Genomic DNA, 13,531 nt, shown 5'->3' with positions numbered 1-13,531 from the left:
TGGCGGAGCCCAAGCGCCCCATGGATGGGCCGAAGGAGCGTGTTTTGGGAGGGCTTTCCCCCACCGCGATCACTCCAAAGCCAGAAAAACGAACAAATGTTAGAAAGTTTCGTAAATTCCCGCCATTTCATGAGCCTGTAACCGAAGATCAGGCATCATCCGTACGTTCTTATACTAAGATCGTAATCAAAATTCCGCAAAAAATGCTATCTTAGTAGGTCTATCAAAAGTTCCGAATCAGTCACTGGCAAAACCGGACGTTCACAAGACGCCCGAATGCGCCATGACCGTCCTGAACCCACCCCATAGCCTGAGGACGAAAATGAGCAACTCCAAATCCAAGATTGTCTACACGTTGACCGACGAGGCACCCGCCCTCGCTACCCGGTCACTGCTTCCCATCCTGGAAACCTTCGCCAAGCCGGCTGGTATCGACTTCGAAACCAGCGACATCTCTCTCGCGGCGCGTATTCTGGCAGGCTTCCCGGACTACCTCGAGGAAGACCAGCGGGTGCCGGATGCCCTGGCTGAATTGGGTGAGTACACCAAGGATCCGGACGCCAACATCATCAAGCTGCCGAACATCTCTGCGTCCATTCCCCAGCTGCGTGCTGCCATCAAAGAGCTGAACGAGCAGGGCTACAAGGTTCCCGAGTACAAAGAAAACCCGGAAACCGACGAAGAGAAAGAAATCCACGCACGTTACTCCAAAGTGCTGGGCAGCGCCGTTAACCCGGTCCTGCGTGAAGGTAACTCCGACCGCCGTGCACCGGCTGCGGTAAAAGCCTTTGCCCGCAAGTTCCCGCACACCATGGGTGAGTGGAGCCCGGCTTCCCGTACCCACGTGGCGCACATGCGCGGTGGCGACTTCTACTCCAGCGAGCAGTCAGTAACCCTGGACAAGGCCACCAACGCCCGCATCGTGTTCGAGAACAAGAAGGGTGAGCAAACCGTTCTGAAATCCGACCTGCCGCTGCTGGAAGGCGAAGTGCTCGACGGCATGTTCATGAGCAAGAAGGAACTGGTGAAGTTTTTCGAAGGCGCCATCGAAGACTGCGAAAAGACCGGTGTGATGTTCTCCCTGCACGTGAAAGCCACCATGATGAAAATCTCTCACCCGATCGTGTTCGGTCACGCGGTGAAGGTGTTCTTCAAGGAGCTGTTCGACAAGTACGGCGACCTGTTCAATGAAATCGGCGTAAACCCGAACAACGGCTTGTCTTCCGTGGTTGAGAAGATCAAGCAGCTGCCGGAATCCAGGCAGGAAGAAATCCAGGAAGCCCTGCACGCCTGCTACGAGCACCGTCCGGAAATCGCCATGGTTGATTCCGTTAAAGGGATCACCAACCTGCACGTACCGAGCGACGTGATCGTAGACGCCTCCATGCCGGCAATGATCCGTAACTCCGGCAAGATGTGGGCCCGTGATGGCAAGCTGAAGGACACCAAGGCGGTTATGCCTGAGTCCACCTACGCCACCATCTACCAGGAAGTGATCAACTTCTGTAAGACCCACGGCGCGTTCGATCCCACCACCATGGGCACTGTGCCGAACGTCGGCCTGATGGCCCAGAAGGCGGAAGAGTACGGCTCCCATGACAAGACCTTCGAAATCAAGGAAGACGGTATCGTTCGCGTTGTCGCTGAAGACGGCACTGTGCTGACTGAGCACAACGTTGAGCAAGGCGATATCTGGCGCGCTTGCCAGACCAAGGACCTGCCGATCCGCGACTGGGTCAAGCTGGCGGTCAACCGTTCACGTTCCAGCGGTATGCCGGCGGTATTCTGGCTGGACGACGAGCGTGCTCACGATGCCCAGCTGATCAAGAAGGTCGAGAAGTACCTGGCCGAGCTGGACACCGAAGGCCTGGAAATCCACATCATGTCTCCGGTTCGTGCTATCCGCTGGACCATGGAGCGCCTGATCCGTGGCCTGGATACCATTTCCGTAACCGGCAACGTGCTGCGTGACTACCTGACCGACCTGTTCCCGATCCTGGAGCTGGGCACCAGCGCCAAGATGCTGTCCATCGTGCCGCTGCTGAACGGCGGTGGTCTGTACGAGACCGGTGCTGGCGGTTCCGCACCCAAGCACGTACAGCAGCTGATCCAGGAAAACCACCTGCGTTGGGATTCCCTGGGTGAATTCCTGGCCACCGCAGTGTCCCTGGACGAGCTGGGCGAGAAGCAGAACAACCAGCGCGCCCGCCTGCTGGGCCAGACCCTGGACAAGGCTACCGAGAAACTGCTGGAGAACAACCAGTCTCCGTCCCGTGTGACCGGCGAGTTGGACAACCGTGGTTCCCACTTCCACCTGGCCCGTTACTGGGCGGAAGAGCTGTCCAAACAGGATGAAGACAAGGAACTGAAAGAGTTCTTCACCAAGCTGTCTGCACAGCTGGAAGAGAACAAGGACAAGATCCTGGAAGAAATGACGGTGGTACAGGGCAATCCGGCGGATATCGGTGGTTACTACCACGCGCCGGCGGAGAAAGTGTCTGCCGTTATGCAGCCCAGCGCAACGCTGACCAAGATCCTGGTCGACGCCCAGGCATCTGTGAGCTGAGGCTCAGTGTCAGGCCGGGATGTTTCCCGGCCCTGATCAAAAAAACCGGACAGCCATTGGCTCTCCGGTTTTTTTGTTGTCTAGTCGTCCTCGTCAGGGTCTTCCTGGTAGCCCTTGCCGGTCTCACCCGCCTTGCGCAGCTGGATAAGCGTCAGTGGCGGGCCGATGATCTCGAATATCACGGTGGCCCCGATCACCAGTGGCAGGATATAAGCCAGCTCCGGCAGCCGTTCGGTCGCCACCAGTGCCAGGCCCAGGGCTACGCCTGCCTGGGGCATCAGGCAGGCCCCGATGCGGCTACGGGTATCGGGCGCCGAGCCGGCCAGCACGCTGCCCAGATAGCCACCGGCAAAGCGCCCTGCCACCCGGGCCAGCACATAGGCCACTCCCAGTGCGCCCAGTGTTGGCAGTGCCAGCAAGTCCAGCTGGTAGCCCGCCATAAAGAAGAACAGTGCCAGGAAGGGTTCGGAAATACCGTCGATTGAACGGAATGGCCGAACATGGTGCCGGGCCCGGTTGGCCACGACCACGCCCAGGGTCATGCAGGTGAGCAAGTAAGACAGGCCGAGCCAGCCGGCCAGCCCCGCGGCTACAAACACAAAGCCGGCGGATTCCAGCAGCATGGGCTCACCGGGCCGCAGCCGGCCAGTCAGCCACGCCATGGGTAGGCCCAGCACAATACCCAGCAGTACCGAGCCTCCGACCTCCATCACCCCGTGTAACATGGCCGTAGGGCCATGGGTATCGCCGTTGCCAATCAGCAGTCCGGCGCTGACCAGCAGGATACTGAACAGGATGGCGCCCCAGGCGTCGTCGATGGCTACCACCTGGAACACCAGCCGGGTCAGCGGGCCGTTGGCGCCGGATTCCCGCAGTACATCCAGCGTGGCGGCCGGCGCCGTGGCGGTGGAAATGCCGCCCAGCAAAAGCGCTGCCGCCAGGTTGCCGGTGGCCCACCAGGTAGCGAAGGTAACGGCTGCAGCGGTTACAAAGGTGACCACCAGGCTGACAATCAGCGCCTCCTTGCCCTGCTTGAGGTCCTTTGCAGACATCCGCTCGCCCAGCAGAAAGCCCACCATAGCCAGGGTCAGCTGGGTAATCAGGTGAAAGCTCTGGCTGGCATCTGCCGGCAGCAGGTCCAGAAGGTCCGGCCCTGCCAGGGCGCCCAGCAACAGCAACAGGGTGACCCGGGGCACATGTACTTTCTGGCCGACCGCATGGGCCGCCAGGGCCAATAACAGGGTGGCGCCAATCAGGATAAGGTCGTTGGCGTGATTCACCGGATCAGTCCTGTTGCAGGGGTGCGAAGGTGGCCCCGGTGAGCCTGGCCAGGTCTTCCGGAGCCAGTTCGATCTCCAGTCCCCGTTTTCCGGCGCTGACAAACAGGGTTGCGAAGTTGCTGGCCGAGTCGTCGATAAACGTCTTCAGCTGCTTCTTCTGCCCCAGCGGGCTGACGCCCCCCAGAACATAGCCGGTAGTGCGCTGAACCAGCTGTTTGTCGGCCATGGCGGCCTTCTTGGCCCCGGCGGCCCGGGCAATCAGCTTCAGGCTGAGCATGGCGGATACCGGCACCACGGCGACGGCGAGGTCTTTGCCATCCAGCGAGACAACCAGGGTTTTGAACACCTGGTCCGGATTGGCGCCGGTTTTTTCCACGGCTTCGTTGCCGTAGCTTTCGGCGGCCGGGTCATGCTCGTACTCATGCACGGTAAAAGCCACCTTGGCGCGTTGGGCGGCGAGAATTCCGGGGGTCATGCAGGCTCCTGTTGCAATCACGGTTTGCCGGAATTAAACCACGGGGCGCCGGTAACTGCACCCCGGTTGCTGCCGGATGATGTGCTTTGATCTATAGTGAAACCATTCAGATATAAAACAAAGGCAACAATATGCATTCACTGGCTCGCCGCGCCCTGAACCTCAGCGCCATTCCCCGGGACCTGGACTCGGTCACCTTCCGGGACACTGCCTCGGAGCACCCGGAACGGGTTGGCCTGGCCCCCGAGGTTCCGGAAGCCGTGTGGCGCAGCGTGGAAGCCCTGTACCGGACCGGGGTTCATCCCGGTATCCAGCTGTCTTTGCGTTATCGGGGTGAACAGGTGTTGCATCGCGCCATCGGTCATAGCCGGGGTAACGGGCCCCACGATCCCCGCTCGGTGCCCCGGGTGCCGATGACTACCGAAACCCCCGTCTGCTTTTTTTCTGCCTCCAAGGCAGTGACTGCCTTGCTGATGCATATGCTGGCCGAGCAGGGGCTGGTGAACCTGATGGACCCGGTGTCCTACTACTGCCCGGAATTTGCCAGCAGCGGTAAGCGCACCATAACCGTGCACCAGATCCTGTCCCACCGGGGCGGTATTCCGGCCATTCCCCGGGAAACCCCCATTGATGTGTTGTGGGATAAAGACGAAATCTGGCGATTGCTGTGTAACGCCCGGCCGGTGGAAGTAGACGGCGCCAAGGTGGCTTACCACGCCATCACCGGCGGCTTTGTGTTGCAGCGGGTGCTGGAGAAGGTGACCGGCGACAGCATTGATGCCTACCTGGACAAGTACCTGCGCGGGCCCATGGGCATGAAGTGGTTCACCTACGGTATTGGTGCGGAACACCTTCCGGACCTGGCCAGTAACTACGCCACCGGGCCTACCCCGAGGTTTCCGGTGTCCTGGATTGTTAACCGGGCCTTGGGCGGCGACATCGGTACCGTTGAGCGAGTGACCAACGATCCCCGTTTCCAGGAAGCGGTGATTCCCGCCGGTAACCTGTGTGGCACCGCTGAGGAAATGAGCCGGTTTTTTCAGATGATGCTGAATGGCGGCACCTGGAATGGCCAGCGGATCTGCAGCGAACTCACCATCCGGCGTGCGATCCAGCAGTTCGGATCCCTCCAGGTGGACCGTACCATGATGCTGCCCATGCGCTTCAGTGCCGGCATGATGCTTGGTGGCAATCCGGTGGGCCTATGGGGGCCGCAAAGCCGCTATGCCTTTGGCCACGTGGGCTTGATCAACAAGTTCTGCTGGGCGGACCCGGCCCGGGATATTTCAGTCAGCCTGCTCAATACCGGCTTCCCGATAGTCGGCCATCATTTACCCGCGCTGGGGAAGTTTGTCTATACTGTGTGCAAGCAGTTTCCGTTATTGCCGGAGCATCGCCGCAGGCTTGTGGCAGCATGAGCCGGGGCACCGGGGTTAACGGAGTGTTAAAAAAAGTGAAAGCTTGTTCATTTTAATTGAACTTTGTCGGACAGTCCGGCACACTTTTCACGCAAGACTTTCAGGATGTGGAAGTTACCAACGACTCAATGGATGAGACCCCTATGCCAAAATCAAGGCTATCCCCGCCCGAACCCCGCCGTGTGCAGCTGGACTATCACGAGAGCATGCGCTCCCAGGTCCAGCAACAGCTGTGCAACGAAGTAGAGCGGCTTGAACGCCGTATCGAAACCCTGCGCATGACCAAGGCCCCCCACGCTGCCCTGATGATTTCTACCTATGAGCGCATGATCAGCCGCAAGAAGGGGTTTTTGCAGAACTGGGATTTGTAGCCGCTACTGCCTGTTGGCGGCCGATTCAGCACTCCAGAACGTTATGGCCTGGTCTTCCGGTTGGTAGGTACAGTTGTTCTCATTCGGTACCCTGGGAATATCTTCTTCGGTCGGGTAATCGGCCGGATCCGCTTGTGGATCCGGAACCCTTGCCGGCTCGTTATTGGAGGTGTACAGGCGTACCTCGCTCATGGCGTAGTTCAGCTCAACCCGGATGCAGTCCGGACTGGGGTCGGCATCGGCACTCTGATAGCTGCTCAGGTCGAGTATCTGCTGGTCCGGGCTTTTGATGTACAGGGTGTCTTTCTGTGCCTCTGCTGCAAACTCCTGCCTTAACTCAATGCCGCCGTAGCTCCGGCTGACATAATCGACGGTGGCAAACTCCGGCTGGTTGTAACCAAGGTTACTGAATTCATTGGCGTTGAAACGGCTGCCGGACAGCAGGCTGAGCAGCTGCGGTTGCTGCTCGCGCTCCGTTTCCTCAACGTTGCGGGCGACATATTGAATCACCCGGTAAACCTTGCCATCGAGGTTTTCCGCGGGCGGCTGATAACGCCAGTCCAGGGTCTGGTAAAACCACTGGCGATTGTTGAGCGCTTCCTGATTGGCCACGGCATCCTGGTCGGTAAACCGGATGATGGCGCCGGCGCTGCGGGTGTTGTAATTACCGGCTTCGCCCGAGGCGATTCGCTCGCGGATATAGCGCCTGCCTTCATCAAAGTTATCCACACGGCCCACGCTGATTACCTGGTTCATCAGGTCGAGCGGGTTTCGAACCCGGGTATAGGCCTTGCCATCGTCTGTCGGTTGCGCGCCGATAAACTGGTCGATATGACGCCGGATGCTTTCGACAAGCTCCTGGTTCCCGGCTGTATCGTCGTTTCCGGCCGGCTCAATGCCCGGATAAAAATCACTGAAACGGGTGAAGCTCAGAGTGTCCGGGGCCTGTTCGGTGTCGGCCAGGTCAAAGGTACGGAAGGTCAGGTCGACATCATCGGCCGGGTTGAAGGCGGAGGAGTCATCGCTGCCACCACTCTCCACACGGCACCCACTCAGGGTCAGCAACGCCAGTGATATGGCAACAAAAAGGCAGGAATGTCTCATTTCAGAAGGCCCCGGGGTGCGAAATTCGTTGTGAAAGGCTAAAGTGAGCTGTGCTGACAATAAACGATAAAGCACGCAGCTACCCGCGCGGAGATCACATTTTGCAGCAACGGTTCGCCCAGGCCGGGATTCCGGTGCTGGTCCTGTTTCTTGTACTGGCAGCCCTGATTCTGCCGGCCCCGGCCATGGCCCAGGATGCCTGCCGCAGTGGCGAAGTCCGGCTTGACCGGAACACCGGTGCCATCCGTGACCTGGGCGGATGCTTGCGGTACCTGGAAGATCCGGACCAGAGCTTGTCGATCGATCAGCTCAGAAACCTTGAGGCCGAAGCCTTCACCCAGCATGAAGCCGGCGTTCTCAACTTCGGCTACACCGAGTCTGCTTACTGGACCCGCTTTGACCTGAGTACCCATGCCCTGCAGGGCGAGACCGACTGGATACTGGAGCTGGCGCTACCGCTGGTGGACAGCGTCGAGTTGTTTCTTGAGCGGGATGGCATGCTGGTAGATCAGCGCCAGGCCGGCTACCAGGACAACTGGGAAGACCGCGACCTGGCCGTGCCCAACCCTACTTTCCGGCTGAAGCTGCCTCCTGACAGCCGCACGCGGGTATTCCTGCGCATCACCAATACCAACACCTTCCGCCTGCCCATCACCCTCTGGCACCCGAACGAATACATCGAGAAAGTTTCTATTGATGAAGCGGTGCGCGGGGTGCTGCTCGGTGCCATCCTGGCGATCCTGGCCTACAACCTGTTTGTGGCGGTGTCGGTGCGTGAACGCAGCAACATCTACTATGTGCTTTACCTGGTGGGTGCGGCGGTGTTTATTTCTACCGAGCAGGTCCACGGGGTGCAGTTGCTGGATGAACGGCCAGCCTTGCTGAACAAGGATTACCTGCACTACCAGATCATCCTGACCTGGTTCTTTGGCCTGCTGATGGCCCGCTCCCTGCTGGAAACCCGTGAGCGCTCGCCAGACCTGGACCAGGTGCTGCGGCTGTGCCTGTATTCGGTGGTGCTCACCTTTGGCCTGTCCATCTTTATGCCCTATTCGGTGGCGATGGAATGGATCGTGCTGGATTCGATCCTGCTCAGTATTATCCTGATCGTGGTCAGTTACCTGTCCTGGCGTTACTACAACCCGGCCGCCCGGGCCTATTTCTACGCCTGGACCATGGCGCTGATTGGCTTTGGTATCTATGCCCTGACGGTGATGGGCTACCTCCCGCTGAATACCTTTACCACCTACGCCCCGCAGTTCGGGCTGACTGCCCAGATCATCCTGTTCTCCTTTGCCCTGGCCGACCGCATCAAGCAGGTACAGGGTGAAGCCATGGCCTGGAACCGCCGGGCCCTGGCCAACCTTGGGCGTTACCAGTCGCTGTTCAACAACGCCATCGAAGGCGTGTTCCAGATGTCACCGGAGCGGAAATTTGTGACCGCCAACCCGGCGATGGCAGAGCTTCTGGGTTACAACAGCAGCCGTGAACTGCTGGGTGAAAATCCGGACGTGCTGGAAACCTGCATAGCCGATGAGCGCCTGCGGCGGCTGGTGGTGGAACAGCTGGAAGCCCGGGGCACGGTTAAAGGCATCGAAGCCCGGTATTTTACCCGTGAGGGCGAGGAGCGCTGGGCGACCATCTCCTTGCACACCGCCTACGATGCCGAGGGCATGCCGGTGCACCTGGAAGCCACCTGCATCGATGCCACCGAAAGCCACCAGCGCCTGCAGATCGAGCGTGAACGGGAACAGGAACGGCTGGAGAAAGAGCTGGCCCGCAACTCCGCCAAGGCCAAGAGCCAGTTCCTGGCCAACATGAGCCATGAAATCCGGACGCCGCTGGCGGCGATCATCGGTTACGGCGAAACCCTGCTGGACCCGGACCTGGACGACCGGGAAAAGCGCAGCAGCGCCGAAACCGTGGTACGCAGTGGCCGGCACTTGCTGGAGCTGGTGAACGATATCCTGGACCACTCCAAGATCGACGCCAACAAGCTGGACGTGGATGTGGTGCCGGTGAACCTGCCGGAGTTGCTGGATGAAGTCCGCGCGTTCTTCGAGCCACGGGCCCGGGAGAAAGGCCTGGATTTCCGCATTGTCTGCGAGTATCCGCTGCCGGAGCAGATCTGCACGGACCCAACCCGATACCGGCAAATCATCATCAATCTGTGTGCAAATGCGCTGAAATTCACGGAAAGCGGCTCGATCTCCCTGGTCATCCGCTGTGATCGCGAGGCCGAAACCCTGATTGCCCGGGTGGTCGATACCGGTATTGGCATGAAGCCGGAGCAGCTGGAGCGGTTGTTTGATCCGTTCGCCCAGGGCAGCACGGCTATTTCCCGCCAGTATGGTGGCACCGGGCTGGGGCTGAGTATTTCCCGCCGGCTGGCGGAGCTGCTGGGAGGGGATATCCGGGTAACCAGTACCTACGGCGAGGGCAGCGAATTCGAGGTTTCCATCAGCACCGGCAGCCTGCAGCAGGTGCACTTCCTGCGGGATGCCTCGGAATTCAGCCAGCGCCGACGGGCCATTGCCATGGTGCTGGCACCGAGGTTGTCGGGCCGGATTCTGTGTGCCGAAGACAACGAAGTGAACCGGCGGCTGGTATCCCTGCTGGTGGCCCGTACCGGCGCCGAGCTGGTGCATGTGGCTAACGGTGCCGAAGCCCTGGAACGGGTAAGGCGCGAAGACTTCGACCTGATCCTGATGGATATCCAAATGCCGGTCATGAACGGCCGGGATGCCACCCAGGCGATTCGTGAAGCAGGTATCAATACGCCCATTATTGCCCTTACGGCTAATGTTATGGCCGAGGATATTGCGGAATATCGGATGGCCGGCTGTAACGAGCACCTGGCCAAGCCGATCGACAAGCAGCGGTTCTACGAGATGCTGGCCCGCTACCTGACCCACTGCCCGGAGCCGGTTACTGCTACGGACAGGAGCTATTCCGGCCGGGTTCTGGTGGCCGAAGACAACGAGGACAACCGCCGGCTGGTGGAGCGCATGCTCCGGCGCCTGGGCCTGGACCCGGTTCTGGTGGCCTCGGGGGATGAAGCCGTGCGCCGCGCACTGTCGGATACCGTGCACCTGGTGTTGATGGATCGCCACATGCCGGGAATGGACGGCGTGGAAGCTACCCGCCTGCTTCGCCAGGCCGGATTCCGCCGGCCCCTGATAGCCTTCACCGCAGGTGACCAGGCCGAGAACGAAGCCCTGCTGGCAGCCGGCTGCGATGGCGTGCTCAACAAGCCCATCGACCAGAGCCACCTGCAGGCCCTGCTGGATCGCTATCTGGGAGCGCAGACCGTGGACAGCTCGGGCCTTGATGATGACCTGGCGCACCTTGTTTCCCGCTTCCTGTCCGGCCTTGCGGAGCGCCAGCGCCGCATGAAGCTGGCCCTGGACGACCGGAATGTTGACGTGCTGCGCACCGAGAGCCACCAGATCAAGGGTACGGCCGGAGCCATGGGCTACCCGATGATGACGGAACAGGCGGGCAGGCTGGAGCAGTGCCTGCGACAGAATGAATACGACTGGCCGGAAATCGCACAACGGCTGGAACAACTGAACCATATGATTGACCAGGCTCTGAAGGCACTGGTTTCAACCACCGGTACCCGACAGGAACAGACCCATGAGTGACCAGAATCGCCCCCAGGAACACAATTCACTGAGCATGATGTACGGCACCTACGCAGACGTGCTGTTTGTGCTGTTTCCGTTTCTTGTCATTGCCATGCAGCGGCTGTGGGACGGCAATGTCTATGAAACCCTGATGCGGGCGGACCTCAGCATTGCCGCGACCATCATGGCAGGCCTGGCCATCGGCAAGTTTGTGCTGGGGCTGGTGACCAACCGCGATCTGGGCCGGTACAAGGAGCGCATTGTCTTTTTCATTGCCCTGACCTTGTTTGTGGTGCTGGGGCCGTCCATCATTCTGATGTTGAGTATCGTGGGCAATACCGAAGTCCCGGGGTTTGTGGCCTTTGTGCAGCCGGTGCTGCTGATTGTGGCCATTTCGTTGTACACAACGGCGGTCAGCATCAGCAATATACTGGTGCGGGAAGGGGCCGGAGCCGGCGAGGGTGCCGACAGCCGGCCAGCCGGCGAGCGGGAACAGGGCCGGCCGGGCCCGGCGCCGCTGGAGCTGCCGCGCAAAACCGGCAATGACTCATTCTGAGTAACGGGACACAACAGGAGAGAATGGATGACGGATCTGAGAGTACTGGTGGTTGAAGACGAGCCGGTCATGCGCGAGCGGCTGGTACAGATGCTGTACAAGGCGGGCGCAACGCTGGTGACGGAATGCAGTGATGCGGCTTCGGCCAGGGCAGCGTTCGACGCCAGTGAATACCAGATCATTCTGCTGGACCTGGGGCTGCCGGACGGCAACGGCCACGAGTTGATGACCCGCTTCAAGGAGGTTCGCAAGGAGCAGCACATCGTGCTGGTGACGGCGGATGATTCGATTGAGAGTATCCAGCGGGCAATCAGTGCCGGCGCCAACGGCTACGTGGTCAAGCCCTATTCCCAGGAAAAAATTCACGATGTGGTGAGTAACTACGCCATGGTCCACGGTGGCGACATGGCGCAAATGCAGGGGCTGAACCGGCACCACTGACCGGTCCAGCCTGCGTTGGTTCAGGCCACCTGGCGGGCAATCCAGGAGTTGTAACGGGTGGCCAGTGCACGCACATAGCGGGCCTCGGCGCCGTCCAGGTTGCTCAGCACGCCCTTGAAAATCCAGCCACGCTCGTACAGACCCAGCACCCGCTGCTCGTCATCCAGGTTGACGCGCTGATTCAGTTTCTTGCAAATCGCATCCAGCAGCGGCAGCTTTTCCGGACGTTTGATCGGTGCCTGCCGGTTGGTCATTGGCTGGTTGGCTGCCCGTGTAGTCGGATGTCTTCTCATGATCTTCTCCTTGTCATTTTGCGGCTGCAAAAACAGAAAACCCCGGGGCCTGAGGCAACCGGGGTCTGGCAGAGAAGCTGCCCCGGTCGCTGCAATGGCTCCCGGGACTGACCGAAAGCCGTTAGATGTCTTTCACCATGGCGCGCACGGATTGCCCTGCTTGGCAACCGGCGGTGGTAATAACGGTGTACTTGGTAATCATTCTGGACCTATCGGCTCTGTGATTTCGGTTCGGTATCAGTGTATCGGCAATTGGCCGGTTTGCAATAGCCCTCGCCATTCGGCAAACCCGTACAGACGCCGTGGGCTCTCGGGGCCATAATTTGTTCCGTCACGTGTTTTTACGTTGTGCAATCCTCGATGCCTCCGTATCAGGTATCGGATGGATCTCTCCTTTCTACGCAGCCCCCATGGGCTGCGTTTTTTTTACGCCTTCGGAAACTTCGTAGCCACTAGTCCCTACAGCCAATTCCGGCCGGATTGGCGATAATTTACACACCCATCAAGTGGTACACCCAAACCGAATACAGAGGTTGAAACCGAAGAAAATGCCCGAAGACCCTGCCCCCGCCCGCAACAAGTTCCGTTCTGATTTTATCGTTGAAATCGCGCTGCTCGCCGCCGTTGCCGTTTACCTGGTGATCGCCCAGGGGCAGTCTGTGGGAGACAACCTGAGCTTCACCGTTGTGGGCGCCAGCCTGATGGCCCTGGCCACCTACTGGACCCTGCATACAGCCCGGGATGGCCTGGAAGTTATTGCACTGAGGCTTCGCCCCGGCAAGTAAGTTTTTGCCAGGTGTGGTGCAGGATCAGGGCGTCGTTGGCGGCCCTGTGAACCGGCAGGCCCAGTTCGGCAATCACCTGCTGGCGCATGCCGGACCAGTGCCGGACCTGGGTCTGGTCGAGCAGCATGGAGATGGACTCCAGCTGGAAGGCCGGTGTTTCCCCGGCTGCCCGGTACAGGCGGTGCAGCCAGAAACTGTCGAAGGTCCAGGCATCACAGAACACCTGCCCTGACAGCAACCCGTTCAGCTGTTCGACAACCTCGGCTACCGGCCGGCCTTCCTGCTCCAGCCGGCTGCGGGAGATACCGTGAATGGCCTCGGCACTGTCGGACCAGTCCTGCCATTGCCTGTTGGGGCGGATCAGCCAGCTGTGCAGGGTGCCGTCAGGCAGGCACAGGCCAACCTCGATCGGGTAACTGGCGATCAGGTCAAGGCTGGAGGCCTCGAAGTCGATAAACGCTGGGCTGGAATCCGGTTGCATCAGGTGTCGGTTCTGGTTCATTGTCATTTTCTCCCGAGTTTACCGCCGATCCTGCGTTGACGCGAACCCAACCGGTGTTTGCGCTGTTACAATACCGCTCAGCTTTGAACACCCCGTGACACACCCCCTGCT

At 59.9% G+C, this 13,531-nt stretch carries 13 protein-coding genes; 8 read left to right on the top strand and 5 right to left on the bottom strand.

What is annotated here, in order from left to right; genetic code table 11:
• Positions 1-215, top strand: a 215-nt coding sequence (locus B2589_RS06665; protein ID WP_286816008.1) for a hypothetical protein, incomplete at its 5' end; no start/stop codon positions are given.
• 107 nt (positions 216-322) lie between these two features.
• On the top strand, positions 323-2,566 hold the full coding sequence (locus B2589_RS06660; RefSeq protein ID WP_286816007.1) for an NADP-dependent isocitrate dehydrogenase: 2,244 nt from the start codon (positions 323-325) through the stop codon (positions 2,564-2,566).
• Between the two features lie 80 nt (positions 2,567-2,646).
• Here the strand turns inward: B2589_RS06660 and B2589_RS06655 are convergent, their stop codons facing one another.
• On the bottom strand, positions 2,647-3,846 hold the full coding sequence (locus tag B2589_RS06655) for a cation:proton antiporter (protein ID WP_286816006.1): 1,200 nt from the start codon (positions 3,844-3,846) through the stop codon (positions 2,647-2,649).
• Between the two features lie 4 nt (positions 3,847-3,850).
• The gene (gene ybaK / locus B2589_RS06650) at positions 3,851-4,321 is read right to left on the bottom strand and encodes a Cys-tRNA(Pro) deacylase (RefSeq protein WP_286816005.1); all 471 of its coding nucleotides are present in this window, start codon (positions 4,319-4,321) and stop codon (positions 3,851-3,853) included.
• 131 nt (positions 4,322-4,452) lie between these two features.
• On the opposite strand from ybaK, the gene B2589_RS06645 reads away from it, so the two are divergent.
• Together B2589_RS06645 and B2589_RS06640 are read left to right on the top strand one after the other, a co-directional pair.
• Positions 4,453-5,739 carry a serine hydrolase domain-containing protein gene (locus tag B2589_RS06645; protein ID WP_286816004.1) on the top strand — a complete coding sequence of 429 codons (1,287 nt, stop codon included), beginning with the start codon at positions 4,453-4,455 and terminating at the stop codon, positions 5,737-5,739.
• Positions 5,740-5,882: 143 nt separating this feature from the next.
• On the top strand, positions 5,883-6,110 hold the full coding sequence (locus B2589_RS06640; RefSeq protein WP_227508370.1) for a hypothetical protein: 228 nt from the start codon (positions 5,883-5,885) through the stop codon (positions 6,108-6,110).
• 3 nt (positions 6,111-6,113) lie between these two features.
• Here B2589_RS06640 and B2589_RS06635 read toward each other — a convergent pair whose 3' ends face one another.
• Complete coding sequence (locus B2589_RS06635; protein ID WP_286816003.1) at positions 6,114-7,214, bottom strand: hypothetical protein; 1,101 nt, start codon at positions 7,212-7,214, stop codon at positions 6,114-6,116.
• A 101-nt stretch (positions 7,215-7,315) separates the two neighbouring features.
• Between B2589_RS06635 and B2589_RS06630 the strand changes: the two genes are divergently transcribed.
• From B2589_RS06630 to B2589_RS06620, 3 genes are read left to right on the top strand one after another with little or no spacing between them, the layout of a single operon-like run.
• Positions 7,316-10,861, top strand: a complete 3,546-nt coding sequence (locus tag B2589_RS06630; protein ID WP_286816002.1) for a response regulator — start codon at positions 7,316-7,318, stop codon at positions 10,859-10,861.
• Positions 10,854-11,399 (top strand): hypothetical protein, encoded by a 546-nt coding sequence (locus B2589_RS06625; protein WP_058342238.1) that lies wholly within the window; start codon positions 10,854-10,856, stop codon positions 11,397-11,399. Before B2589_RS06630 ends, B2589_RS06625 begins: the two co-directional genes overlap by 8 nt.
• A 27-nt stretch (positions 11,400-11,426) precedes the next feature.
• The gene (locus B2589_RS06620) at positions 11,427-11,840 is read left to right on the top strand and encodes a response regulator (protein ID WP_058342239.1); all 414 of its coding nucleotides are present in this window, start codon (positions 11,427-11,429) and stop codon (positions 11,838-11,840) included.
• Positions 11,841-11,860: 20 nt separating this feature from the next.
• On the opposite strand, the gene B2589_RS06615 is transcribed toward B2589_RS06620, so the two are convergent.
• Complete coding sequence (locus tag B2589_RS06615) at positions 11,861-12,133, bottom strand: hypothetical protein (protein ID WP_036220218.1); 273 nt, start codon at positions 12,131-12,133, stop codon at positions 11,861-11,863.
• Positions 12,134-12,666: 533 nt separating this feature from the next.
• On the opposite strand from B2589_RS06615, the gene B2589_RS06610 reads away from it, so the two are divergent.
• Positions 12,667-12,918 carry a hypothetical protein gene (locus B2589_RS06610; RefSeq protein WP_022990482.1) on the top strand — a complete coding sequence of 84 codons (252 nt, stop codon included), beginning with the start codon at positions 12,667-12,669 and terminating at the stop codon, positions 12,916-12,918.
• On the opposite strand, the gene B2589_RS06605 is transcribed toward B2589_RS06610, so the two are convergent.
• A complete protein-coding gene (locus B2589_RS06605) occupies positions 12,887-13,399 on the bottom strand; it encodes a hypothetical protein (RefSeq protein WP_286816077.1) in 513 nt (170 codons plus the stop codon). The genes B2589_RS06610 and B2589_RS06605 overlap by 32 nt on opposite strands.
• Between the last annotated feature and the right edge of the window lie 132 nt (positions 13,400-13,531).

Origin of the sequence: Marinobacter sp. UBA3607 (assembly GCF_002375525.1) — a bacterium.
GTDB lineage: Bacteria > Pseudomonadota > Gammaproteobacteria > Pseudomonadales > Oleiphilaceae > Marinobacter > Marinobacter vinifirmus.
Note: the sequence above shows the minus strand (reverse complement) of the source record. Positions and strands in the feature narration are given on the sequence as shown.

What these genes read in the sequence shown, in the direction of transcription:
- B2589_RS06660 (WP_286816007.1), top strand. Translation starts at nt 323, where the DNA reads ATGAGCAACTCCAAATCCAAGATTGTCTACACGTTGACCGACGAGGCA.
- ybaK (WP_286816005.1), bottom strand. Translation starts at nt 4,321, where the DNA reads ATGACCCCCGGAATTCTCGCCGCCCAACGCGCCAAGGTGGCTTTTACC.
- B2589_RS06645 (WP_286816004.1), top strand. Translation starts at nt 4,453, where the DNA reads ATGCATTCACTGGCTCGCCGCGCCCTGAACCTCAGCGCCATTCCCCGG.
- B2589_RS06640 (WP_227508370.1), top strand. Translation starts at nt 5,883, where the DNA reads ATGCCAAAATCAAGGCTATCCCCGCCCGAACCCCGCCGTGTGCAGCTG.
- B2589_RS06635 (WP_286816003.1), bottom strand. Translation starts at nt 7,214, where the DNA reads ATGAGACATTCCTGCCTTTTTGTTGCCATATCACTGGCGTTGCTGACC.
- B2589_RS06625 (WP_058342238.1), top strand. Translation starts at nt 10,854, where the DNA reads ATGAGTGACCAGAATCGCCCCCAGGAACACAATTCACTGAGCATGATG.
- B2589_RS06620 (WP_058342239.1), top strand. Translation starts at nt 11,427, where the DNA reads ATGACGGATCTGAGAGTACTGGTGGTTGAAGACGAGCCGGTCATGCGC.
- B2589_RS06615 (WP_036220218.1), bottom strand. Translation starts at nt 12,133, where the DNA reads ATGAGAAGACATCCGACTACACGGGCAGCCAACCAGCCAATGACCAAC.
- B2589_RS06605 (WP_286816077.1), bottom strand. Translation starts at nt 13,399, where the DNA reads ATGCAACCGGATTCCAGCCCAGCGTTTATCGACTTCGAGGCCTCCAGC.